Raw genomic sequence first — 23161 nt, 5'->3', positions numbered from 1 at the left:
CGACTTTATTTATTTCAGTTTTTCAGCGGGAATAAAATATAAATAAGGTTTTACTTTAACAATGGGCAAATTAAATTCTTCTCCAGAAATATAAATGCCTTTCTCATCAACGGCAACACCTTCTATTTGTCCGATGCTTAAAGAACTTCCAAGATAATATTTCTTAGGTTTATCTTGGAAAAAAATACCAGGTTCTGATTCATTAAAAACGGTAAGGAATACTTCTGCCTTTTTGGTGTAACCCACTAAATATAATTTCTGTTTAAAATATGCCGCATCTGTCACCACGTAATCTGTGGAAAAAGTTTCCAATTTCTGTGCCCCTTGATTCTCTGTAAGATTTGGATCGATGGTGTAATGAGTAGTTGATTTTGAAGCCCATTCTTTGGTAAAAAGATGAATCTTTCCATTTAAAAAAATCATCGCTTCAGCATCAAAATTATTATTAAGATTTTTGGGCGTGAAATCTTTCTGTTCTGGATAATAGAATGGAATTGGCTCAATCTCACTAATATTTAAACCTACCAAAGCACTGTCAAAAGGGATTCTATAAATCATTAAATCTTTCCTAGACCCAATGTTATTTCCGAAATCTCCAATGTATAGATTGGTAGAATCTGAGGTGACTGCTTCCCAGTCTTTATTAATTAAATCAGTCTTGAAAACGTTTTTTATCTTTCCTGTTTCGCGGTCCATTTCAAAGATCTCGGAGCTGTTTCCGCTATCGTTAATGGTGAAGAGACGATCGTTGAAAAAATCTAAACCAGAGTTTTCATTAATAGAATCGCTTAAAACTGCGGTTCGGTACTTATTAATTTTAAACCAGTCGTAATTTTGTTGAGCAGAGAAACTCAAAGAAATAAATATTGAAAATAATAAGGTCAGTTTCTTCATAATCTTCGTCTTCTTCGGCGTAGAATAAATTTAATTTTAATAAAATCGTAGAGTAACCCGCCAACTAAAATAGCTGATCCGACAATTAAACTTTTGATTCCAAAACGTTCAAAGAGCACGCCGCCCGATAATCCGCCAAAAAAGAACATAAAAATAATGGTCAACCTTAATTTGATCGACTTTAATAATCTTCTTTTATGAAACTGATCTTTATAGAAAAAGAGTTGCGAAAATTCAATTCCCATATCGGTAAAAAGTCCTGTTAAATGCGTGGTCCGGACAATCGATTTTGAAATACTCGTCACCAAAGAGTTTTGCATTCCCATCGCAAAAAGCAAACTAAAGGCAATGACATCTGGATTTTCCATTATTAAATAACTTCCGGTAAAAGCAATCACACCAAGAATTATTGCTTCTGTGATAATAGGAAAAATGTACGTTTCACTTTCTCGAATTCTGGAATACGTTTCGACCATAAAATTGGCAAAAAAAGCTCCGAGAAAAAAGAAAATGACAAACAGTGCAACATGAAAAGCATTTTCGAAATTTAGTTTGAAAAATTCATCTACGAAAAAAGCAAAATGTCCGGTAACGTTGGTAGTCAATTTTTGAACGGAAAAAAAACCTACAACATTGACTAATCCTGCCACAAAAGAAAGCAAGGACGCAATTCCGAGGTTATGCTTAGACGTTCTGGCTTTTCCGATGTGCGAAAACATTACTCACTACTTTTATTAGCGAGTTGTCCGCAGGCTGCATCGATATCACCACCACGACTTCTACGAATCAAAACGGTAATTCCAGCTTTTTCCAATTGTCGAACGTAATTCTCTTCCGCTGCTTTGTTGCATTGGTCGTATTTTCCGTCACCGATTGGATTGTATTGGATAAGATTCACTTTGCTTGGAATCTGCTTGCAATAACGAATCAAAGCTTTGATATCTTCATCTTCATCATTAATTCCTTTCCAAACGCAATATTCAAAAGTGATGATATTTCCTGTTTTTTCATACCAATACTTCAGGGAATCCATAATATCAGTTAGAGGAAATTTATCTGAGAATGGCATAATGTCATTTCGCTTTTTCTCAATGGCAGAATGTAAAGACAGCGCTAAATTGACGCGAATTTCTTCATCAGCCAACATCTTAATCATCTTCGGAATCCCGGAAGTTGAAACCGTAATCCTTCTTGGAGACATTCCTAAGCCTGAAGGTTCGGTGATTTTTTTAATGGACTCAACAACATTTTTGTAATTCATCATTGGCTCGCCCATTCCCATAAACACAATGTTTGAAAGTGGTCGGTCAAAATACAATTTACTTTGTTTGTCGATTAAAGCAACTTGATCTACAATCTCTGCGACTTCCAAATTTCGCATTCTTTTCAAACGCGCAGTCGCACAAAATTCACAATTCAAAGAACATCCTACTTGGGAAGAAACACAAGCTGTAGTTCTGGTTTCAGTCGGTATCAAAACGGATTCTACCATTAGTCCGTCGTGTAATTTCACGCCGTTTTTAATGGTTCCGTCTTTCGACCTTTGAAGCTGATCTACCGAAATCGGATTGATCATATATTCCTGAGAAATACGGTCTCGCAAATCTTTAGAAAGATTCGTCATCTCCTCAATCGAATGCATATTTTTACTCCAAAGCCAATCATAGACTTGTTTTGCACGGAAAGGTTTTTCGCCTAGAGAGACGAAATATTCCTGTAATTGATCGAGTGATAATGTTCGGATATCCTTCATAATATGAATAAGAGCCAAGTAAAAAGTAAAAAGAGCAAAGTGTTTACAACTTTGTATTATTTACTATCGCTCCAAAAATGTTTTTTAATTCTATACTTTCAGCAAGTAATTGATCCAATTCTGCATTCTCCTTTTCATCGAGTGCTTTAATCACCCTAAGCCAATAATTGGATTCCCTTGTTTCCCGTAAAGAGATTTTAACCTTGTTTTTAAAATCTGCTTTTGAAGAGCCTGCTTGAGATTCTTCGTAGTTAGCACCAAGTGAAGTTGAAGATTTCCCCAATTGATATCGGATTAACCTAGATTCGGGATCATTTGGAAGCTTCCTTAAAAACTTCAGACAACTAATTCCAAACCAAAAAGTTCTCTCTAATAAATCATTCTTTTTCATAATAAAAAATTTCGATTTACTAAAGTTAACCTTTCTAATTAAATAAAGTACCAGGCATTTCACCTGGCACTTTTTACTTTTTACTTGGCTCTTCTACAATTCTTCTTTAGATGATCAACATGGCGTCACCGTAAGAATAGAATTTGTATTTATTTTTAACGGCTTCCTCGTAAGCGTGCATCAAGAAATCTTTTCCTGCGAACGCTGCAACCATCATCATTAAAGTAGATTTTGGAGTATGGAAGTTAGTAATCATACAGTTAGCAACACCGAAATCATGAGGAGGGAAAATAAATTTATTTGTCCAACCGTGATAAGGTCCGATTTTTCTGTTGGAAGAAACTGAAGTTTCAATCGTTCTCATAGTCGTAGTTCCAACAGCGCAAACTCTTCTTCCTTCTGCAACTGCTTTGTTGATGATATCTGCGTTTTCTTGAGTGATAATCGCTTCTTCAGATTCCATTTTATGCTTAGATAAATCTTCAACTTCGATTGGGTTGAAAGTTCCTAAACCAACGTGAAGAGTAATTTCAGCAAAATCAATTCCTTTGATTTCTAATCTCTTCATCAAATGTTTAGAGAAGTGTAAACCTGCTGTTGGTGCTGCTACAGCTCCTTCATGTTTTGCATAAATCGTTTGGTAACGTTCTGCATCTTCTGGTTCTACGTCTCTTTTGATATATTTTGGAAGTGGAGTTTCACCCAATTCTTTCAATTTCGTACGGAATTCTTCGTAAGAACCATCGTATAAAAATCTTAGCGTTCTACCTCTGGAAGTCGTATTGTCGATCACTTCAGCAACTAAACCTTCATCTTCAGTAAAGAACAATTTATTACCGATTCTGATTTTACGTGCTGGATCTACCAATACGTCCCACACACGAGTTTCTTTATCTAATTCTCTTAATAAGAAAACTTCAATTTTTGCACCCGTTTTTTCTTTGTTTCCGTACAATCTTGCAGGGAAAACTTTGGTATTATTAAAGATGAAAAGATCTTTCTCATCGAAATAATCTACAATATCTTTGAAACTTTTATGTTCAATAGTTTGCGTTGCACGGTTCAAAACCATGAGTTTCGCATCGTCTCTGTGTTCTGATGGATGTTCTGCCAAAAGCTCTTCTGGCAAGTCAAAATTAAAATGGGATGTTTTCATCTTTTTAAATTACGGTTTAAAAATTAGATCCAAAATACGAAAATTTCGGAGTGCAAATATACGACATTGAAAAGGCAAAGTCAAGTAAATGCCCTCTTTAATAATATTCAGGCTTATTAGAGGATTTAAATAAGTAAAAACAATATCTACTAACAACCTCATTTCAGAGATCAATTATTACAGGAAAACATAAATTTTACATTTTCAATTTTTCAGGAACGACCAATTGCAAATCCACATTTTTATACTCTTTCAAAACCACTTCACAGGTAACCGTTTTATAATTTTCGATTGCTTTTGAAACAATATAATTTCCTACTTTTTTTAACTCACCATCATCTGAATATTCACGCAACCATTCTGAACGGTATAATGGAATTAAATTTTTATTGGCTTTTTGTAAAGTAAATTCTTTTTCACTAATTGGTTTCTTTGCTCTTTTGGATAGATAAATCTTCAAGGAAACAACCTTAGGATCATTTGCTGAAATCTCCGAAAATTCATATCTATAATTCTTCATTAAAGTGGAGGTAAGCAATTTTGCAGAATTGATGTACTTGAACTGAAATCTAATTTCACCATTGACCTTTGTTTCTATTACAGAAAAATAATGCTCCAAATTTCTTTTATGATCGTACAAACTTGCAGTGAAATCCTCTTTGGTCTTATTCAATCGTAGGTAGTAAGAGAAATCATCAGAATTATTGTACGTTACAGATTCTCCTATGCTCTTTGTTTTTACAATTGTACTTGAATATTTCGTAAGAAAATCAAATTGATAAGTTTGGCTAAAACTCAAACTAAAAAAAAGAAATGAAAAAAGAAAAGAGATTTTGGTCATTGAGATGGTTTTATGAATTAAGTAGTACTCTATCTTTCCTTTAAAGGAAAGTCGAAGTTCAAAACAAATATATCAATTTTTAAAATCAAAAAACGAAATGGAATAATAAATGCAATCCTTAAAAAAAATCAAAAATACTATTATGAAAAAATTATCATTATTGGCCGGTATATTTGTCCTGTTTTTTATGACCAGTTGTAGAGATATTGTCAATTCTGTGCTTGATGTTTTACCACCATTTGACGTTCCGTTTAGCACTACGCTGGATGTTCCGTTCGCCGCTGTAAGTACAACAGCTTATACTAAAACGCCAGATATTCCGATGAATATTGATCTGGATACAAAGATTAAAGAAAACAATCCCAATTTCTCCATCAATAATTTGAAATCGGTAAAGTTAAATACTTTGAGTATGGAGTACGTAAGTTCGACGTTGGGGAATAAATTAGATGTGATCAAAAATGCAAAAATCTACATTAAAGCTCCTAATCAAGCCGAACGTTTGATTGCCACAGCGTACGATAATACCAATCCAAATATGATTATCTTTAATTTGGAAGATGCTGAAATTCTAGAATATTTCAGAACCAATCAAAATTATTTAGTGATCGAGATCATGGGAAGCAGAGTTACGGCAGATCAACTTAAAATAAAAATGAATGCTGGCTTTAAAATAAAGGTTCAACTGTAGCAAAAGCAAAAAGACTGGAATTAAGTTCCGGTCTTTTTTTATTCAATCAAGATTATTTTCTTTTTCTTGATTTCCTTTTTTAAAATGCTTTAAAAATAAATGGACTTTCTTCAGAGAAATGATTTTAATACAGACCAGTCTTTTAATTTCTGTTGATACGGAATCGTATAAGCGGGCGATGTCGATGCCAAAACCAGTATTGGAATTTTCAGATCATCTGGAAGAATCTTTCTTAAAGTTTTGAAGGATTTCTGGCCATTGCAAAAGATCACTTTTATGGAAGGGAAATCTTGCAGCAATTGCAAAATGTCGTGATGAGCTTCGTTTTTAATTTCAGTATCCAAACTTCCTTTCCGTTCACAGGAATCAATCACGTCCCAAACTGCAATTTTATTCTTCTTTAGTAATTCCATTTTTTCAGCATAATCTGCCGTAAAATCCTCCTGAAATAATGCAAATAAGATGCGCCAGAATTTATTTTGTGGATGTGCATAATATTCCTGCATTTCCAAAGATTTTATACCTGGCACCGAACCTAAAATTAAAATTTTAGAATCTTCAGAAACAATTGGTGGGAATGAAGAAATACGATTCATTGCTTAAAATTAGTAAAAAAAAGAAGTTCAGATTTCTCTGAACTTCTATAATTTGAGTTATAAAGTTTCTTTCAACCATTCGAAAAATTCTCTCTGCCAAACCAAACCATTTTGTGGGTGTAAAACCCAGTGATTTTCGTTCGGGAAATAAAGGAACTTTGCTTTTAGACCTTGCAGCTTCGCTGCCTGGAAAGCTTCTTGACCTTGTTCGTAAGGAACTCGGTAATCAATTCCACCTTGAATGATCATCATTGGTTTATTCCATTTGTTCACGTAGTTTGATGGATTAAATTCGGTGTACGATTTCGGAGTTGGCTCGTCATACGGCGAACCTCCTAGATCCCATTTTGCAAAAAATAATTCTTCAGTGGTCAAATACCACGATTTCATATCAAAAAGTCCGTCATGTGCGATAAATGTTTTGAAACGGTTTTCATGAATTCCAGCCAACATCATTGCACTGTAACCACCGTAACTAGCTCCAACAACGCCCATTCGGTCGCCATCAACAAAAGATAAAGTTTTCGCATAATCTGCGGCTGCTAAATAATCCTGCATTACCTGTCCGCCCCAGTCTTTAGAAATATCTTCATTCCACTTCGTTCCCCAACCTGGCATTCCTCTTCTATTTGGTGCTACAACGATGTAATCATTGGCTGCCATTAAAGCGAAATTCCATCGAACACTGAAAGATTGAGTTAAGGCAGATTGTGGTCCACCCTGACAATACAATAAGGTTGGATATTTCTTATTTGCATCAAAATTTGGTGGATAAATAAACCAAACACCCATTTCCTTTCCGTCCGTAGTTTTCACCATTTTCATTTCCGTTTTTGACGGAGTAATGCTTTCGTAATTTTTCTTATTGACTTCGGTTACTTGTTTCATCGAACCATTTTTCAAATCAACAGAAAATAAATCTGGATTATGATTCATGTCGTTTCTGGCAACCAATAACGAATTTTTATTCTGAGCGTAGATATCATTCAAATCAAAATCACCTTTGGTGATCTGTTGAATTTTAGAATTTTTCGGATTCAAAGAAAACAACTGTTTCGTTCCTTTCCAAGCCGACGTAAAGTAAATGTTTTTAGAATCTTGAGACCAGAAAACTGAACCGGTAACACTTTCATCCCATCCTTGGGTTAGATTCGTTGTTTTACCTGATTTCCAGTCCATGATTTTTAGATCATTTTTGTCAGCTTCATAACCGTCTCTCGCCATTGACATCCAGTATAAATACTTTCCGTCTGGAGAAAATTGCGGCGAAACATCATATCCTTTATTGCTTTCCGTAAGATTTTTTACCGTTCCTGTTGCTAAGTCGTATGCATAAACATCAGTGTTGGTTGAAAGTGCATATTCTTTACCACTGAAAGGTTTTGTCACATATAAAAGCTGGTTGGAATCTGGAGTAAAAATAAAATCTTCTGTTCCACCAAAAGGTCTTTGTGGTGAGTCCCAGGCTTTTCCTTCCAATAGATCTTTCGCTTGATCAGCCGCTTCCGAAACATTAACTACAAAAACGTGGTTGTATTTCCCTTCATTAAAATAATCCCAATGACGGTGGTTTAAGTCGGTATAAATATGCGCAGTCGATTTTGGAACATCAGCATATTTTTCTTTTCCCAATACTTTTTCGACCAATACTTCTTTACTGAACGCTACTTTTTTACCGTCTGGAGAAATAACAATATTATCTACTTTCCCTACCGTATAAAATTCGGTCCAGGTTTTTCCGGCGTCTTTAGAAAGATAAATTTGCTCGCCTTCCAGAGCGTAAATTCCGTTAGCATCCCATTGAATTAAAGATTTCTTGCCTAAATCCAGCGCCGTTGCTTCGGAAGTTTTAATATTAAAGAAGTAATTCTTCTTATTGTTTTTTTCCGTTTTCAAATCTGTTTTTCCAATACTGTAAATAAGGGAATTTTGATCTGATGAAACTGCAGACACTCCTATTTTATTAAGAGTCCACAAAATTTCGGGAGTCATAACATTCTGCGCATTCATAAGAAAGGGCGCTGCCAGAGCAACTAAAGTGTTTTTTATTTTCATTAAAATTTAATTTAAAAAATGATAAAGGATAGAAGATGTCTCATTGACTTTCTAAAAAGAAAAGTCGATTTAAGGAGTACAAATATAGAAAATTCAGGACGAAGACTTAAGTATTACCCCAGTTCATTCTTTCTTTTCTGGACTTCTTTGACGAAATCATCAGGATTTTCCGGACTGATCATATAGACTTTTCCAGAGTTTAAAATCATCTTGACTTTTTTCTTGGTGTTGGTTACATACCAGACATCTTTGCCGTTAAAATAACCAAAATATCCGAACAGTCCACCGACTCCAGCAGTTCTTAAGTTCAAACCTATTTTGTCAAGCGTCCCAAATGTTTCAATTTCCTTAATATTAATCACCACGGAACCGAACAAGTTTTTAATTAAGATCTGGTCCGTCGAAACCGCGATTCTTTTCGGGATGAATCCATAAGAGATGAAGATAACGCCATACATCAAAACAAAACTGACAATAGAAATTGCCGGCTTTGGCGGTTCAAAGAAAAAGGAAGATATGGGAAATAAAATCAGAAATAACAAAACGATAATGGTGATCATCTTGGTTGTCTCATCCATTTTTGCGGTGGAGAATTCTTTCATGTTGATTAATTTGAGCGATCGATACTCTACTCTAAATATTGAGTTAATTTAAATAAAAAAGCGATTTAAAGAAATAAACCGCTCTACTGTATTTGATAATTATTATTCGGATGGAGCGATAATTCCATTGATCAGCGATGTTACCAACGATAAAGCAATACTGAAAATAAAGGCCCACCAAAATCCGTCAACAGCCATTCCGTCAACAAACTTCGCAGCAAGTAGAATCACCAAAGCATTAATCACCAAAGAGAAAAACCCTAAAGTAAGAATCGTCAAAGGCAATCCCAGAATCTTTAAAATCGGCGTAACAATCAGGTTCAAAACTCCTAAAACCAAAGCAAAAATAACAGCTGATCCAAATCCATCAATGTGGACTCCGCTCAAAATTTTGGTTAAGAAAAAAGCGACAATCGCAGTCACCAGTAATCGGATAATTAAATTCATAATCTATTTTTTTATAAAATTAAAAAATTAAAGTGACTAAGCAAGAACTTCTGTCTTATTTTCTTTTGCCCGATGAACAGACAGTTCTTTAGAATAAATTTTATTATCTTCATCGCAAAAATTATATTCAATGAAGAACTATGCTAAATTATTGATGGTTTCTACGGTTTTTGCCGTGAGTTTAAATGCTCAGACCAAAGATCAGATGGTGAAATCCATCATGGATGAAACCTATCAAAACTCTCAATTAGAAACACTTGCCTACGAATTGATGGACGAAATCGGACCACGATTGGTCGGAACTCCAAAAATGCAGCAAGCGCACGATTGGGCGGTAAAGCGTTTCCAAAATTGGGGGATCGAAGCACAAAATGAGCAATGGGGCGAGTGGAAAGCCTGGGAAAGAGGACCTTCATCTATCGAAATGGTTGCTCCTTATGCAAAATCAATCGAAGGAATGCAGTTGGCCTGGAGTCCTGCGACTTCTGCAAAAGGTCTTACGGCTGATGTCGTAATGCTCCCAGTGTTTACCAATAAACAAGAGTTTAACGCTTGGCTACCAAAAGTAAAAGGTAAATTAGTAATGGTTTCTCAATATCAGGCAAGCGGAAGACCTGAATATAACTGGAAAGAATATGCAACGCCAGAATCTTTTGAGAAAATGAAAACAGAATCTGCTGCCGCTTCTGAAGCCTGGAGAAAATCAATCGCTGCGACTGGAGAAACTTCCAAAACTTTAAACGAGAAATTAGAAAAAGCTGGTGCTGCTGGTATTGTTTCTTCTTACTGGTCCAGAGGATTTGGCGTGAATAAAATTTTCTCCGCGGGAACAAAAACGATTCCTGTGGTAGATATTTCTCTGGAAGATTATGGTCAATTATACCGAATGATTCAACACGGAAAAACTCCTAAATTAAAAATTAATGCACAATCAAAAGGTAAAGGAACAGTCCCAACTTTCAATACGGTTGCAGTGATTAAAGGTTCTGAAAAACCTGAAGAATACGTGATTCTTTCTGCGCATCTTGATTCTTGGGATGGCGGAACTGGTGCAACTGATAACGGTACTGGAACCATTACCATGATGGAAGTTGCCAGAATTCTTAAAAAGAACTATCCTAACCCAAAAAGAACGATCGTTGTTGGACTTTGGGGAAGTGAAGAGCAGGGTTTGAACGGATCTCGTGGATACGTTTGGGCACACCAAGATCAAATGCCAAATGTTCAGGCTGTTTTCAATCAGGATAATGGAACCGGAAGAATCGCGAATATCACTGGACAAGGATTCGTTCACTCTTATGATTATATAGGAAGATGGTTAAGCGCCGTTCCTAACGAATTAACAAAAGATATTAAAACAACATTTCCTGGTTTCCCAGGTGGTGGCGGATCTGATCACGCCTCCTTTATCGCAGCCGGTGCACCAGCATTTATGTTAGGTTCATTAAGCTGGAGCTACGGAAATTACACGTGGCATACCAACAGAGATACGTATGATAAAATCGTTTTTGACGATGTTAAAAGTAATGTTGCTACCATCGCAATCATGACGTATATGGCAAGTGAAGATCCTGAAAAATCATCTTCTGAAAGAATTAAAATGCCGGTTAATCCAAGAACTGGAGAACCAGCAAAATGGCCAGAAGTTAAAGAGCCAACCAGAAAAGGTGGTTTAGACTAAGTTCTATTTTAAATTTATTGTAACGACTCCATTTAATAAAAGTCGGTAATTTCTAAAACGTTTAACGTGAAGGATTTTATCGACTTTTTCTATTGAACGCTTGTAATAAAGAACTTACAGCAGTTTTTATTCACTAAAACACTGTACAACAGTTTCCGTTAATAGTACAATTTAAGATTGGTTACCTTTTTGATGGGAAATATTTATGAAAAATCAAAACTATAGCAACCACGCAAAATTCTATCCTCCACATCATTTCATTTATCTTCCACTTCTCTTTATTTTACAAGTTTTAGGCATTTGGAAAATTTTTAAGGATGAACCCAATCAACTCATTTGGATCTTATTTTCGGTCGTTATTTTTCTACTTCTTTATCTCGCGCTAATGTTAAGACAACATTATGCTTTGGGAAATCAAAACCGAATTGTGAGATTAGAATTTAAATTAAGATACTTCGAATTGTTTGGAAAAAGATCTGATGAAGTTGAAAATCAACTTTCATTTGGCCAAATCGCTGCCTTACGTTTCGCCTATGATGACGAATTTAAAATTTTATTAGACAAGGCAGTTCAGCAAAATATTTCAGCAGACGAAATTAAAAAGTCAATCACTACCTGGAAAGCTGATAACAACAGAATTTAAATAAAATTATAAACATTAAAAAAAATAACATTATGAAAAAGTTTACATTTCTTACCCTAGCTATTTTTGCACTAATGACTTTAACAGGATGCGACGCCATTGGAACTATTTTTAAAGCCGGAATGTGGTGGGCATTTTTCCTAATCGGAGCCGTAATTGCACTTATCATCTTCTTATTCAGTAGAGGAAAAAAATAATTTAGTACAATGAAAACGGTAGCTCCTTCACTCGAACTTATCACTAAAATAAGTCCTTCGAAAATGGTGAAAATCATGAAGAATCCAGAGAAATCTGCAAAGGCGGTCAATTTAATTTACACGAATGACAGCGAGATTCAAGGAATCGCGAGGAAAAAACGCGGCAAAAAATTCAATTACTTTTTAGGCAAAGAAAAGATTAAAGACAAAGAAGAAATTCAGCGTATTAATCAACTGGCGATTCCGCCGGCCTGGGAAAATGTCTGGATTTGCAACTTGCAAAACGGACATTTACAAGCGACCGGCGTCGATGTGAAAAAACGCAAGCAATATCGTTATCATCCCGTGTGGAACGCTCTGCGTAATCATACCAAGTTTTACCGAATGTTACAGTTTGGTGAAGTTTTACCTCAAATTCGGTTGAATTTAGAACGGGATCTTTCTCATCGTAAATTAGATCAAAGGAAGGTTTTGGCGTTGGTGGTAAGTTTAATGGAGCGAACCAATATTCGAATTGGAAATAACATTTACGAAAAGTTGTACGGATCATTTGGTTTAACAACCTTGAAAGACCGACATGTTGAATTTAAAGGAGAGAAAATCAGATTTAACTTTAAAGGAAAAAAAGGCATTTATCACGATATCGAACTAAAAAGTAAAAAGATCGCAAAAGCGGTGAAAAAATGCAAAGAAATTCCGGGCAAAGAATTATTCCAATATTACGATGAAGATGGAAAAAGACACGCCATAGAAAGCGGAATGGTCAATGATTACATTAAAGAAATCAGCGGTGAAGATTTTACGGCTAAAGATTTTAGAACATGGTCCGGAACAGTGAATGCACTCATTGCTTTTAAAGAAATTGAAGCGCAGGAAATTGAAGAAAATCAGAAATCGAAGATCAAGCGCGCAATTGAATTGGTGGCTTGTGAATTAGGAAATACCAGTACGGTTTGCCGAAAGTACTACATTCATCCGCTTATTATCAACATGTACGAAAATGATTCTATTAAAAAATATTTGAGAGAGCTGGACGAAATTGAAATTGATGATGGCAAAACCGGCTTGACCAAAGAAGAAGAGATGGTAATGAAAATATTACAAACAGAAAAATTGTAACCATGCCTGAAGGACCAACGATCGTTGTTTTTAAAAATAGACTTGAAAAATTTGAAGGTAAGAAGGTCACTGAGAGTGACGGTTATAATAATCCTTTCGCTGAAGAAATTTCTGGGAAGAAATTAATGTCGATTGAAACTTATGGAAAACTCCTTCTACTCGATTTTAAAGATTTTTTGATCACCGTTCATTTTGGATTATTCGGAAGTTTTTTAATTAATGAAACAAAGAAAGTAAATGCAAGTTTCTCGCTTTTCTTTGGCGATGAATTTATTAACTTTTATGTTGTTAAAATTAAGAAGCTGGAAAAAGAGCACGATTTTGATCAGGAATTAAATGTGTTCTCAAAAAAGTATACAATAGAAAAAACACAGCAACTTTTATTGGAAAAATATGCTAAAAAGAAAATCGGCGATGTTCTTTTAAATCAAGATGTTTTTCCAGGGTTGGGAAATATTATTCGAAATGAGGTTCTGTTCTTGAGCAAGATTCATCCTGAAAGTGAGGTGGAAAAAATTCCTTCGAAAAAAATCAAGGAACTTCTTCAAGTTATTAAAGAATTCTCAACTGCTTCTGTAGAACTTATTGAACAAAAGATATGGAAATCTTCAAGTTCTGTTTACAAGAAAAAAGAATGGGAAGGCAAAGAAGTTTTAGAATACGTTGCGCCGAAAATTAAACGTAAAACTTATGTTGTCGAAAAAGTTCAGAAATTGTACTGATCATCAGTTATGAAAAATATTGAATCTCTTTATGCGAAGAGATTTTTTTTATTCAAATTTAAAAATCAGCTTTTATATATTTTCCAGTTCGATCCAAGTCGGTACATGATCACTCGATTTTTCCCAGCCACGAACATTCTTATCTACTCCACCATTTTTCAGTTGCGGCAAGAATTCAGGAGAAAGTAAAAAATGATCGATCCGCATTCCAGCATTTCTTTCAAACCCTTTTCTAAAATAATCGTAAAAAGTGTAAATGGTTTCTGTCGGATAAAGGTGTCGTAATCCATCGGTCCAGCCTTGAGCAATCAAATTATCAAAAGCAGTCCGAACTTCAGGCAGAAAGAGAGCATCTTTCAAATATTTCTCCGGTTTATAAACATCGTTCTCTGTTGGAATAATATTAAAATCTCCCGCGATGATGACCGGTTTACCGGAACTGATCAAAAGTTCTGCTTGAGCATCGAGTCTTTCCAACCACTTTAATTTATAATCAAATTTTTCTCCTGGTGTAGGATTTCCATTAGGAACATAAATACAGACGATTGTTAAATCATCAACTTTCACTTCTAAATAACGGCTTTGTTGATCGTCTTCATCACCAGGTAAAGCAGTTCTAACAACGGTTGCTTTTTTCGATTTTGTTAAAATTGCCACTCCATTCCAACTTTTTTGTCCGACCCAGATCGCATTATAACCCGCTTCTAAAATTTCTGCTTCAGGAAATTTTTCCTGTGGAGCTTTCAATTCCTGTAAGCAGACTACATCTGGTTGCTCTTCCGTGAGCCATTTTAAAAGAACTGGCAGTCTTCCGTTCACTCCATTGACATTATAAGTAGCAATTTTCATAATCTATACTTTCCTCAAAATTATAAAAAAATTCTTGACTTGTCGCGAGACAAAACAATATTAAAATTAAGGGATTTCCAGTACTAACAGATGTCGAAATAAAACATTTTCCGGTACAATCTTATCACTTAAAGTGCTATAAAAAAGTTCAGATAATTTAATAAGTTATCCTTCACAAAAAAAGGAAAGAAAAACTAAATTTTCTTTCCTTTTAATATTTTATTAGAACCGATTTATTTTATGGATAAGGCGCGATTGCAACTTCTAAACCGTCGATTTCTGCGGTAATATGGATCTGGCAACCTAAACGGCTTTTATCCTGAACATGAAATGCCTCACTTAACATTGCATCTTCTTCAGCGCCCATTTCAGTCAGTTTATCAGAACCTTCCACAACGTAAACCTGACAGGAAGCACACATCGCCATACCGCCGCAAACTCCGATGGTTCCTTCTTCCGCCAATTCGTAGGAACGAATGACTTCCATCAAATTCATCGACATATCAGTTGGTGCTACCACTTCATGTAAATCTCCGTTTCGGTCAGTAATTTTTAAGGTAATATCTTGCATAGTATTATACTTGGTTCTTCTTACTTTTTACTTGAATCTTATTAATCGATCTTCATCACGACTGCTTTCTCAGCTTCCTTACGGCTTCCGTCGAAACCATCAATTCCACTTACCGTCGTATATTTCAATACGAATTTTTTACCTGGATTCAGCATATTATAAACACTTTGACACATCAAAGTTGCTTCATGGAAGCCACATAAAATCAATTTTAATTTTCCTGGATACGTATTGATATCACCAATCGCATAAACTCCTGGAATATTGGTTTGATAGTCTAAAGAATTATTGACCTTAATTGCATTTTTTTCAATTTCCAAGCCCCAGTTTCCTAAGTCTCCTAATTTCGGTGTTAAACCAAAAAGCGGAATAAAGTAATCGGTTTCAATATCAAAAGTTTCGCCTTCTTTTTCAACTGTGATTGCAGTTAGTTTTCCGTCGCCTTTAAGACCTCTAACTTCTGCAGGAGTCATCATGTGAATTTTGCCCTGATTTTTTAAAGCCTGAACTTTTTCAACCGAATCCAAAGCTCCACGGAATTCATTTCTTCTGTGAATTAAAGTAACTTCACTTGCAATATCTGCTAAGAAAATACTCCAGTCCAAAGCAGAATCACCACCTCCGGCGATCACGACTTTTTTATTTCTAAAATGCTCGGGTTCTTTGATGAAATATTCTACGCCATTTTCTTCGTAATCGGACAAGTTTTCCAAAGCAGGTTTTCTAGGTTCGAAAGTTCCCAAACCACCAGCAATTGCAACTGCTTTCGAATGATGAACCGTTCCTTTATTGGTAATTACTTCAAAAGTTCCGTCTTCTAGTTTTGTTAAAGTTTGAGCGGTTTCTCCCAACGTAAATCCTGGTTGAAATTGTTTGGTTTGCTCCATCAAATTATCAACTAGATCTCCAGCGTTGATGGAAGGAAATCCTGGAATATCGAAAATAGGTTTCTTCGGATATAACTCGGTTAACTGACCACCCGGCTGTGGAAGTGCATCAATAAGATGACATTTTAACTTGAGTAAACCTGCTTCAAAAACAGTAAAAAGTCCGGTCGGGCCGGCTCCAATAATCAATATATCTGTAGTAACCATTAATCTAAATTTTTGGAAATAATTCCCACAAATTTACAAAATTTAAAAGTACTATGCGGAGCCTGTTTATGATTTTTGTCATAATGAAATCCAATAAAACGAAAGTTTTATCTTTGTGGCAAATTATTTGCAAAAGCAAAGGCATGAAAAAGACTTTATCATTATTAATCCTCTTATTGATCACTTTTGGAAATGCCCAAAAACTTCAAAATATACAATCAGGCGAGACTTTGCGTTACCGAATTCATTACGGACTATTGAATGCAGGAACGGCAAGTTTAACCACTTTAAAAACGACCTACAGAGGCCAACCTCATTTCTATGTGAAAGGTGTTGGAAAAACAACTGGTGCTGTCAGAGCTTTTTTTAAAGTAGAAGATACTTATGAGAGCTTCATTAATTACAACACAGGTTTACCCAGTTTTTATGTTCGAAATGTAAAAGAAGGAACGTATACTCAACATTTTGAAACCGTTTTTAACCACGGTAATCAAACGCTTTTGCTAACTGATAAAGAAAAAAAGACGACGCAATCCTTAAAGTCTGTTGCTGGAATCCAAGATATGTTATCTGCTTTTTATCATTTAAGAGCTATGGATGACAGCGAGTTGAAAGTTGGCAGCGTTAAAAAAGTAAATATTTGGATCGATGATGAGATGTTTCCTTTTCAATTAAAAGTGATTGGGACTCAAAATGTGAAAACTAAATTTGGTTGGATCAACAGTTTAGTGATTGTTCCTCAGGTCATAAGCGGACGCGTTTTTAAAGATAAAGAAGGCGTTACGCTTTGGGTCAGCAATGATAAAAACCATATTCCAATTGCGATTAAAGCAGAATTGGCAGTCGGTTCTTTAAAAGCAGATATTGATTCCTATGCGAGTGTGAAATTTCCGCTCAACTTTTCAAAATAAATTTTTAGCTCAACCGCTAATATTGAAATAAACGGACTTCGGTTCGTTTATTTTTTTTTATTTTATTTTCGAAAGTGATGTAACACAATTCGGGTTTTCGTTGTCTTATTTCTAAACTCTTTACATGAAAACCTTTTTCGCCACTCTTCTACTTTTATTTTTTGTTCTACCCCTTTTTTCCCAAACCGTAAAAAACGACAGCATTGCCAGAAAAAAGATCACCATTTCTAAAATAAATAACGCTCCAAAAATAGATGGAATCCTCGATGAAGAGGTTTGGAAAGATGCGTCAGTTGCCGAAAATTTCATTGAAAGAAATCCTGGTAATGGAAAACCGGAACCTAAGGATTTTAAAACCACAGTTAAAGTTCTTTACGATGATACTGGAGTTTATTTCGGTGCGACGATGATTGATCCAAACCCAGAAAACATTCAGAAAGAACTGGTAGAACGCGATGATATTGGAAATGATGATGTTTTCGGAATTACCATTAATGGATATGATGATCATCAACAAGCGGTCTTATTCTTCGTTCAAGCTTCTGGCGTGCAGGCCGACGCAAAAATTATCACCAACGCAAACGATGATTTTTCCTGGAATGCGGTTTGGTTTTCAGCAGTTAAGATCAATGAAAATGGCTGGACAGTCGAAATAAAAATCCCATACTCCGAATTGCGATTTCCAAAGAAAGAGATTCAGAAATGGGGAATTAATTTCATTCGCGTTATTCAGAAAACCAATCAGAATTTAACCTGGAATTTCGTTGATAATAAAAAAGCGAGCTACTTATTTTATGATGGAACTCTGGAAGGAATTCAGAATATTCAACCTCCGTTACGATTATCGCTAACTCCATATTTTTCGACTTACTTAAATAGTTTTGATGGTAAAACAACTACCAATTTTAATGGCGGAATGGATATTAAATATGGAATTAATGATGCTTTTACGTTTGACATGACTTTAATTCCGGATTTTGGACAAACCAGTTTTGATAATTCCATTTTAAATTTAACACCTTTCGAACAGCAGTTTGAAGAGCAGCGTTCTTTTTTTACGGAAGGAACGGAACTCTTTAATAAAGGAAATCTATTTTACTCCAGAAGAATTGGCGGAAATCCGTCCAGATATCCAGAGACTTCTGTTGACGAAAAAGTAACCGAATATCCTTCAAAAGTAAAATTATTTAATGCTTTTAAAATTTCAGGGCGAACCAATAAAGGTTTAGGAATCGGATTTTTTAACGGAATTACCGAAAAAATGGAAGCCCAAATTCAAAACGAAAAAACCGGTGAAACCAGAAAGGAAGTTGTAGAGCCGTGGACGAATTATAATGTTTTGGTTCTGGATCAGCGGTTTAATGAAAATTCTTCGGTCAGTCTGGTCAACACCAATGTTGTTCGGGATGGTAATTTTCGCGATGCGAATTCAACAGCTTTTCTTTGGAACATCAATGACAAGAAGAATGTCTACAACTATTTTGGTGCAATCAAAGGAAGTTGGGTGATGGATGACGGAACGAAATTCGGATCTCGCGGTCAAGTTGGTTTCGCTAAAAATTCTGGGAAAAATCAATTTAAATTAGATGGGAATTACGTGACTAAAAACTGGGATATTAATGATCTAGGTTTTTCTACTTCGACCAATTTTGCTAACTACAATTCTTATTACGGCTACCGAATTTTAGAACCTACAAAGAAATTTAATAATATTTATCTCAATTTCCATGTTAATTATTACCATCGCTTAGAGCCCTATTTATTTACTAATTTGGTGATTAATCATAACAATCAGTTTACCAATAAGAATTTTAGAAGTTTCGGCGGTGGCTTTGAAATCACGCCGTTTGGTGAAAATGACATTTATGAACCACGAACCGATGGACGGTTTTTAAAGACACCATCGTACTTCAATACCTGGATCTGGACCGAAAGTGACAGTCGAAAAAAGTTTCAGTATAATGTGAATTTTGATTATTACGCTTATGATGAAACCGGACGAAATCTCGTCAATCTTTCGTTTTATTTAAGATATCGTTTCTCTGACAAATTCAATACTGTCTGGAAATTTAATCCAGCTTTCAGCAACAATGAAACTGGTTTTGCAGGCAAAGAATACGCTGAAATCTTTATGGGAAAGCGCCAGCGAAATACGTATGAAAACAGCTTGACGTCGCAATATACTTTTAATGATAAAATGTCGCTCTCATTAGCCTTCCGCCACTATTATTCAGATGTTACTTATAAAAGTTTCTTTACTTTGAATCAAGATGGAACATTGAATCCTACGAGCCAGTTCAATGAAAATTTAAATGGAACTTATAACTCCTGGAATGTTGATTTGCGCTATTCGTGGTGGTTTGCGCCCGGAAGTCAACTGACGTTGATGTACAGAAATGCCGTAGAAGATTATTTAGGACTTTCTAGAATGAAGTTTAAAGATAATTTTAACACTTTATTTAATGAACCAATGGTCAATAATATTTCCTTAAAATTGACCTATTATCTGGATTATAATCAGGCAAAACATTGGTTTAAAAAGAAAGAATAAATTTTTCATGATCCTTTAACAACGAAAAAACTTCCAGATGATTCTGGAAGTTTTCTATTTTATTTAAATCCGATTCGAAAAGAATCAACGCGATTTTTCTATTTAATTAAAGGCTTTTAAATTGCTCCAACATTCTCTTATCATTTTCAAAGAACATTCTGATGTCGCTCATTTGGTACATCAACATTGCGATCCTCTCGATTCCCATTCCGAAAGCATAACCGGAATATTTATCTGCGTCGATATTTACGTTGGCTAAAACGGCAGGATCTACCATTCCACAACCCATAATTTCTAACCAACCTGTTCCTTTGGTAATTCTGTAATCGGTTTCAGAATTTAAACCCCAATAAACATCTACTTCTGCACTTGGTTCTGTAAATGGAAAATAAGAAGGTCTTAATCTGATTTTTGATTTTCCGAAAAGTTCTGTTGTAAAGAACTGAATCGTTTGTTTTAGATCGGCGAAACTTACATTTTGATCAATATACAAACCTTCGATCTGGTGGAAAATACAATGTGAACGCGAAGAAATCGCTTCATTTCTGAAAACCCTACCCGGAGATAAAATTCTCATCGGAGGTTCATTTTCTTCCATATATCGGATCTGAACCGAAGAAGTATGGGTTCTCAATAATAAATCCGGATTGGTTTCGATGAAAAAAGTATCCTGCATATCTCTCGCCGGATGGTATTCCGGAAGATTTAAGGCCGTGAAATTATGCCAGTCGTCTTCAATTTCCGGTCCGTCTGCCACAGCAAAACCAATTGATCTGAAGATCTCGATAATTCTGTTTTTCACCAAATTGATTGGATGACGCGTTCCTAATTCTGAAGGAAACCCAGGTTTGGTTAAATCATCTTTTTCAAAAAGAATGCTAGAAGTTGTGGCCATCTTTAAACCTTCCAATTTCGCTTCTACCGCTTGTTTCAGCGTATTGATCTTTTGTCCGAATTCTTTTTTCTGTTCGTTGGGAACTGCTTTGAACTGCGCCAAAATATCATTGATAATTCCTTTCTTACCACTGAATTTGATGCGGAACTGCTCAATTTCATCTTTATTCGTTGAACTGAAATTTCCTACTTCAACCAATAAGTCCTCAATCTTTTCTAACATTTCATTTTAATATAAGTGATTGCAAAAATACGATTTTTCGTTTAAAAAGCAGTAGCAGATTCTAACTAAATTTATTTCTAAGAGTAAGAACTACAAGATATTTTAATTGCTAAACTTTTGTAAAACATAAGGCACATTAGTTTTTAAGGAAATTTCAAGATCACATTAGTTTTCGCATGCGCTAATTTCCAAAGGAGATCTTAATTTACTTAATTGCTTAACCAGAACTTAATGCTGAAAGTTCTTTTTAACCACAAAGTCACAAAGCTTTGTTCTTAAAAGTTCATCAAGGTTTGCAATCTTACAATTTCCGAAGGAAATCTTAATATACTTAATTGCTTAAACAGAACTTAATGGTGAAAGTTCTTTTTAACCACAAAGTCAAAAAGCTTTGTTCTTAAAAGTTCATCAAGGTTTGCACTATTACAATTTCCATAGGAAATCTTAATTTACTTAATTGCTTAACCAGAACTTAACGGTGAAAGTTCTTTTTAACTACAAAGTCACAAAGCTTTGTTCTTAAAAGTTCATCAAGGTTTGGAATATTGCAATTTCCATAGGAAATCTTAATTTTTCTTCATTTCTTAATGTTTAAAAATAAGCAATCAGTTCCAATTTTTTTTGACGACAAAGTTTTTGTGTTTATTTTCAATTAAAACTGTATAAAATATTTGTGCCTTTGTGGTTTAAGAATCTACTTCTCCATGAATTCTAAAAACTTCTCGATCGCTTTTTTACGGTGGCTGATTTTATTTTTATCTTCTGCCTTCATTTCGGCAAAAGTAATTTCATAATTATCTGGAATAAAAATCGGGTCGTAACCAAATCCTTTTTCGCCCCGAACTTCTTTTGTTAAATTACCGTAAACTCTGCCTTCAAAATAATTAGTTCCAGTTTCATCGACCAAACACATGACGGTTACGAAATAAGCTTTACGGTTTTCTACCTCTTCTAATTCTTCCAGAACTTTATCCATGTTTTTTGCAAAGTCGTGGTTTCCTGCATAACGTGCAGAATAAATTCCAGGACGGCCATCAAGTGCTTCTACTACCAAACCGGAATCGTCTCCTAGACTTGGTTTTCCAGTGGTATCAAAGCAGTATTGGGCTTTGATCAGAGCATTTGCATGAAAGGTAGTTCCGTCCTCTACTATTTCGTCGTGAATATTATAATCTGTCAGAGAAGTCACGGTAAAGTTTTCTCCTAATATTTGTTGAATTTCTTCTTTTTTGTGAGCGTTATGCGTTGCAATCAGAATTTCCTTTTTCATTGATAATGGGTAATGAGTGATATTAAAAAAGTGTTAAAAAAAACTTTGTCAAAGATTTTAACTTTGACAAAGTGAATTAGTTTTCGTTATAATGAACACGATATTTTTTAGTAAAAAGTAGATAGAATGTTGTAAAGAGCACAATTCCAACTGCTAAAAGGAGCCATTCAGAAACATTAAAGGTTTCAGCAAAACTTTCGGTCTTATTATAGGAAATTAAAATAACAGAACATAAGTTATTGAAAGCGTGTAAAAGAATTGGCAAAAGCAGTGATTTTGTTTTATAATAAACCAAGCCTAAAACGCTTCCCAATAGAACTGCTCCCACAAATTGCCAAGGATTGCCATGAACTAAACCGAAAATTACCGAAGCAATGATAATAGCAGTTTTGGGTTTCAAACCTTTATTAATCAGGCCTTTCATAATAATTCCGCGGAAAACTATTTCTTCGAAAACAGGTGCCATAATTACGGCGAGAAAAAATAAAGTAGCGGTATTACTAGTCATTTTTTCCATTAAATCGGTAAAATATTGGTAATATTCTCCAAAGAATGGTCCTGTGGTAGGAATTAGCGAGGTGGTAAATTCAGCAATCAACATCATTCCAAACATCATTGGAAATATCAAGAAATAGGTCATCAAATTAGTTGGTGACATATTGAAATTAAGTTTCTTTCCAATTGATGGTCGACAGACAAAATAATCGAAGGCGAAAATTGCCGCTAAAAAACCAGCAGCATTTGCTACTAATAAATAATAATCCTCGTATTGAATATTGATATTGAAAACAAAAATCAAGATCACGTTCAAAATCGCAACTAAAAAACTTCCGGCAAGAAATCCACCGACTAACGCAAGCACTCCTTTGCCATCGAAAACATATTTTTTATTAAGTAATCTTTCTTCCATGAATTATTTATTTGGGCAAATATAATTCTATAAATCAGAAATTAAAAAAACATCTTGGCTTTTTAATGATTATAAAATTGAACCTCTTTTTTTGCAACAG

The 23161-nt window shown here is 34.9% G+C and carries 24 protein-coding genes; 8 read left to right on the top strand and 16 right to left on the bottom strand.

Going from position 1 to position 23161, the window contains the following annotated elements; genetic code table 11:
• Positions 1 to 9: 9 nt before the first annotated feature.
• The 6 genes from ACEYOS_RS01880 to ACEYOS_RS01855 form a co-directional block, all read right to left on the bottom strand.
• Positions 10 to 894: a hypothetical protein gene (locus ACEYOS_RS01880; RefSeq protein WP_373708592.1), complete on the bottom strand. Its 885-nt coding sequence runs from the start codon at positions 892 to 894 to the stop codon at positions 10 to 12.
• Positions 891 to 1613, bottom strand: a complete 723-nt coding sequence (locus ACEYOS_RS01875) for a YoaK family protein (RefSeq protein ID WP_373708593.1) — start codon at positions 1611 to 1613, stop codon at positions 891 to 893. The genes ACEYOS_RS01880 and ACEYOS_RS01875 overlap by 4 nt, the downstream gene beginning before the upstream one ends.
• On the bottom strand, positions 1613 to 2647 hold the full coding sequence (rlmN, locus tag ACEYOS_RS01870; RefSeq protein ID WP_373708594.1) for a 23S rRNA (adenine(2503)-C(2))-methyltransferase RlmN: 1035 nt from the start codon (positions 2645 to 2647) through the stop codon (positions 1613 to 1615). The genes ACEYOS_RS01875 and rlmN overlap by 1 nt, the downstream gene beginning before the upstream one ends.
• Positions 2648 to 2690: 43 nt before the next feature.
• Positions 2691 to 3038 carry a four helix bundle protein gene (locus ACEYOS_RS01865; RefSeq protein ID WP_373708595.1) on the bottom strand — a complete coding sequence of 116 codons (348 nt, stop codon included), beginning with the start codon at positions 3036 to 3038 and terminating at the stop codon, positions 2691 to 2693.
• A 106-nt stretch (positions 3039 to 3144) separates the two neighbouring features.
• Positions 3145 to 4194, bottom strand: coding sequence for a tRNA preQ1(34) S-adenosylmethionine ribosyltransferase-isomerase QueA (gene queA, locus ACEYOS_RS01860; RefSeq protein WP_373708596.1), 1050 nt, complete (start codon positions 4192 to 4194; stop codon positions 3145 to 3147).
• Between the two features lie 196 nt (positions 4195 to 4390).
• The gene (locus ACEYOS_RS01855; RefSeq protein WP_373708597.1) at positions 4391 to 5035 is read right to left on the bottom strand and encodes a hypothetical protein; all 645 of its coding nucleotides are present in this window, start codon (positions 5033 to 5035) and stop codon (positions 4391 to 4393) included.
• 142 nt (positions 5036 to 5177) lie between these two features.
• On the opposite strand from ACEYOS_RS01855, the gene ACEYOS_RS01850 reads away from it, so the two are divergent.
• A complete protein-coding gene (locus ACEYOS_RS01850; protein WP_373708598.1) occupies positions 5178 to 5726 on the top strand; it encodes a hypothetical protein in 549 nt (182 codons plus the stop codon).
• A gap of 110 nt (positions 5727 to 5836) precedes the next feature.
• Here the strand turns inward: ACEYOS_RS01850 and ACEYOS_RS01845 are convergent, their stop codons facing one another.
• The 4 genes from ACEYOS_RS01845 to ACEYOS_RS01830 form a co-directional block, all read right to left on the bottom strand.
• Positions 5837 to 6322 (bottom strand): DNA-deoxyinosine glycosylase, encoded by a 486-nt coding sequence (locus ACEYOS_RS01845; RefSeq protein ID WP_373708599.1) that lies wholly within the window; start codon positions 6320 to 6322, stop codon positions 5837 to 5839.
• Positions 6323 to 6379: 57 nt separating this feature from the next.
• Positions 6380 to 8377: a prolyl oligopeptidase family serine peptidase gene (locus ACEYOS_RS01840; RefSeq protein ID WP_373708600.1), complete on the bottom strand. Its 1998-nt coding sequence runs from the start codon at positions 8375 to 8377 to the stop codon at positions 6380 to 6382.
• 113 nt (positions 8378 to 8490) lie between these two features.
• Positions 8491 to 8979 carry a PH domain-containing protein gene (locus ACEYOS_RS01835; protein ID WP_373797484.1) on the bottom strand — a complete coding sequence of 163 codons (489 nt, stop codon included), beginning with the start codon at positions 8977 to 8979 and terminating at the stop codon, positions 8491 to 8493.
• Positions 8980 to 9081: 102 nt separating this feature from the next.
• Positions 9082 to 9426 (bottom strand): phage holin family protein, encoded by a 345-nt coding sequence (locus ACEYOS_RS01830; protein ID WP_373708602.1) that lies wholly within the window; start codon positions 9424 to 9426, stop codon positions 9082 to 9084.
• Between the two features lie 130 nt (positions 9427 to 9556).
• On the opposite strand from ACEYOS_RS01830, the gene ACEYOS_RS01825 reads away from it, so the two are divergent.
• The 5 genes from ACEYOS_RS01825 to ACEYOS_RS01805 all read left to right on the top strand — a co-directional run bounded on the left by ACEYOS_RS01825 (position 9557) and on the right by ACEYOS_RS01805 (position 13788).
• Positions 9557 to 11107 (top strand): M20/M25/M40 family metallo-hydrolase, encoded by a 1551-nt coding sequence (locus ACEYOS_RS01825; RefSeq protein ID WP_373708603.1) that lies wholly within the window; start codon positions 9557 to 9559, stop codon positions 11105 to 11107.
• 205 nt (positions 11108 to 11312) lie between these two features.
• Entirely contained in the window at positions 11313 to 11750 is a 438-nt protein-coding gene (locus ACEYOS_RS01820; RefSeq protein WP_373708604.1) for a DUF6526 family protein, read from the top strand.
• 32 nt (positions 11751 to 11782) lie between these two features.
• A complete protein-coding gene (locus ACEYOS_RS01815) occupies positions 11783 to 11947 on the top strand; it encodes a phosphatidate cytidylyltransferase (RefSeq protein WP_373708605.1) in 165 nt (54 codons plus the stop codon).
• A gap of 9 nt (positions 11948 to 11956) precedes the next feature.
• Positions 11957 to 13066, top strand: a complete 1110-nt coding sequence (locus ACEYOS_RS01810; RefSeq protein WP_373708606.1) for a DNA topoisomerase IB — start codon at positions 11957 to 11959, stop codon at positions 13064 to 13066.
• A gap of 2 nt (positions 13067 to 13068) precedes the next feature.
• On the top strand, positions 13069 to 13788 hold the full coding sequence (locus ACEYOS_RS01805; RefSeq protein ID WP_373708607.1) for a DNA-formamidopyrimidine glycosylase family protein: 720 nt from the start codon (positions 13069 to 13071) through the stop codon (positions 13786 to 13788).
• 72 nt (positions 13789 to 13860) lie between these two features.
• Here ACEYOS_RS01805 and xth read toward each other — a convergent pair whose 3' ends face one another.
• The 3 genes from xth to ACEYOS_RS01790 form a co-directional block, all read right to left on the bottom strand.
• Positions 13861 to 14637: an exodeoxyribonuclease III gene (xth, locus tag ACEYOS_RS01800; protein WP_373708608.1), complete on the bottom strand. Its 777-nt coding sequence runs from the start codon at positions 14635 to 14637 to the stop codon at positions 13861 to 13863.
• Positions 14638 to 14875: 238 nt separating this feature from the next.
• Complete coding sequence (locus tag ACEYOS_RS01795) at positions 14876 to 15208, bottom strand: 2Fe-2S iron-sulfur cluster-binding protein (RefSeq protein ID WP_373708609.1); 333 nt, start codon at positions 15206 to 15208, stop codon at positions 14876 to 14878.
• 41 nt (positions 15209 to 15249) lie between these two features.
• A complete protein-coding gene (locus ACEYOS_RS01790; RefSeq protein WP_373708610.1) occupies positions 15250 to 16302 on the bottom strand; it encodes an NAD(P)/FAD-dependent oxidoreductase in 1053 nt (350 codons plus the stop codon).
• Positions 16303 to 16445: 143 nt separating this feature from the next.
• On the opposite strand from ACEYOS_RS01790, the gene ACEYOS_RS01785 reads away from it, so the two are divergent.
• Together ACEYOS_RS01785 and ACEYOS_RS01780 are read left to right on the top strand one after the other, a co-directional pair.
• Positions 16446 to 17213 (top strand): DUF3108 domain-containing protein, encoded by a 768-nt coding sequence (locus ACEYOS_RS01785; protein ID WP_373708611.1) that lies wholly within the window; start codon positions 16446 to 16448, stop codon positions 17211 to 17213.
• Positions 17214 to 17337: 124 nt separating this feature from the next.
• On the top strand, positions 17338 to 19764 hold the full coding sequence (locus ACEYOS_RS01780) for a DUF5916 domain-containing protein (protein ID WP_373708612.1): 2427 nt from the start codon (positions 17338 to 17340) through the stop codon (positions 19762 to 19764).
• Positions 19765 to 19870: 106 nt separating this feature from the next.
• Here the strand turns inward: ACEYOS_RS01780 and pheS are convergent, their stop codons facing one another.
• The 3 genes from pheS to ACEYOS_RS01765 all read right to left on the bottom strand — a co-directional run bounded on the left by pheS (position 19871) and on the right by ACEYOS_RS01765 (position 23061).
• Positions 19871 to 20881 (bottom strand): phenylalanine--tRNA ligase subunit alpha, encoded by a 1011-nt coding sequence (gene pheS / locus ACEYOS_RS01775; protein WP_373708613.1) that lies wholly within the window; start codon positions 20879 to 20881, stop codon positions 19871 to 19873.
• Positions 20882 to 21575: 694 nt separating this feature from the next.
• Positions 21576 to 22151: an RdgB/HAM1 family non-canonical purine NTP pyrophosphatase gene (gene rdgB / locus ACEYOS_RS01770; RefSeq protein ID WP_373708614.1), complete on the bottom strand. Its 576-nt coding sequence runs from the start codon at positions 22149 to 22151 to the stop codon at positions 21576 to 21578.
• Between the two features lie 76 nt (positions 22152 to 22227).
• Positions 22228 to 23061 (bottom strand): lysostaphin resistance A-like protein, encoded by an 834-nt coding sequence (locus ACEYOS_RS01765; protein ID WP_373708615.1) that lies wholly within the window; start codon positions 23059 to 23061, stop codon positions 22228 to 22230.
• Between the last annotated feature and the right edge of the window lie 100 nt (positions 23062 to 23161).

Source organism: Kaistella sp. (assembly GCF_041824135.1).
Classification (GTDB): Bacteria; Bacteroidota; Bacteroidia; order Flavobacteriales; family Weeksellaceae; genus Kaistella.
The sequence above is the reverse complement of the archived record's forward strand: the minus strand, read 5'-3'. Positions and strand labels throughout refer to the sequence as shown.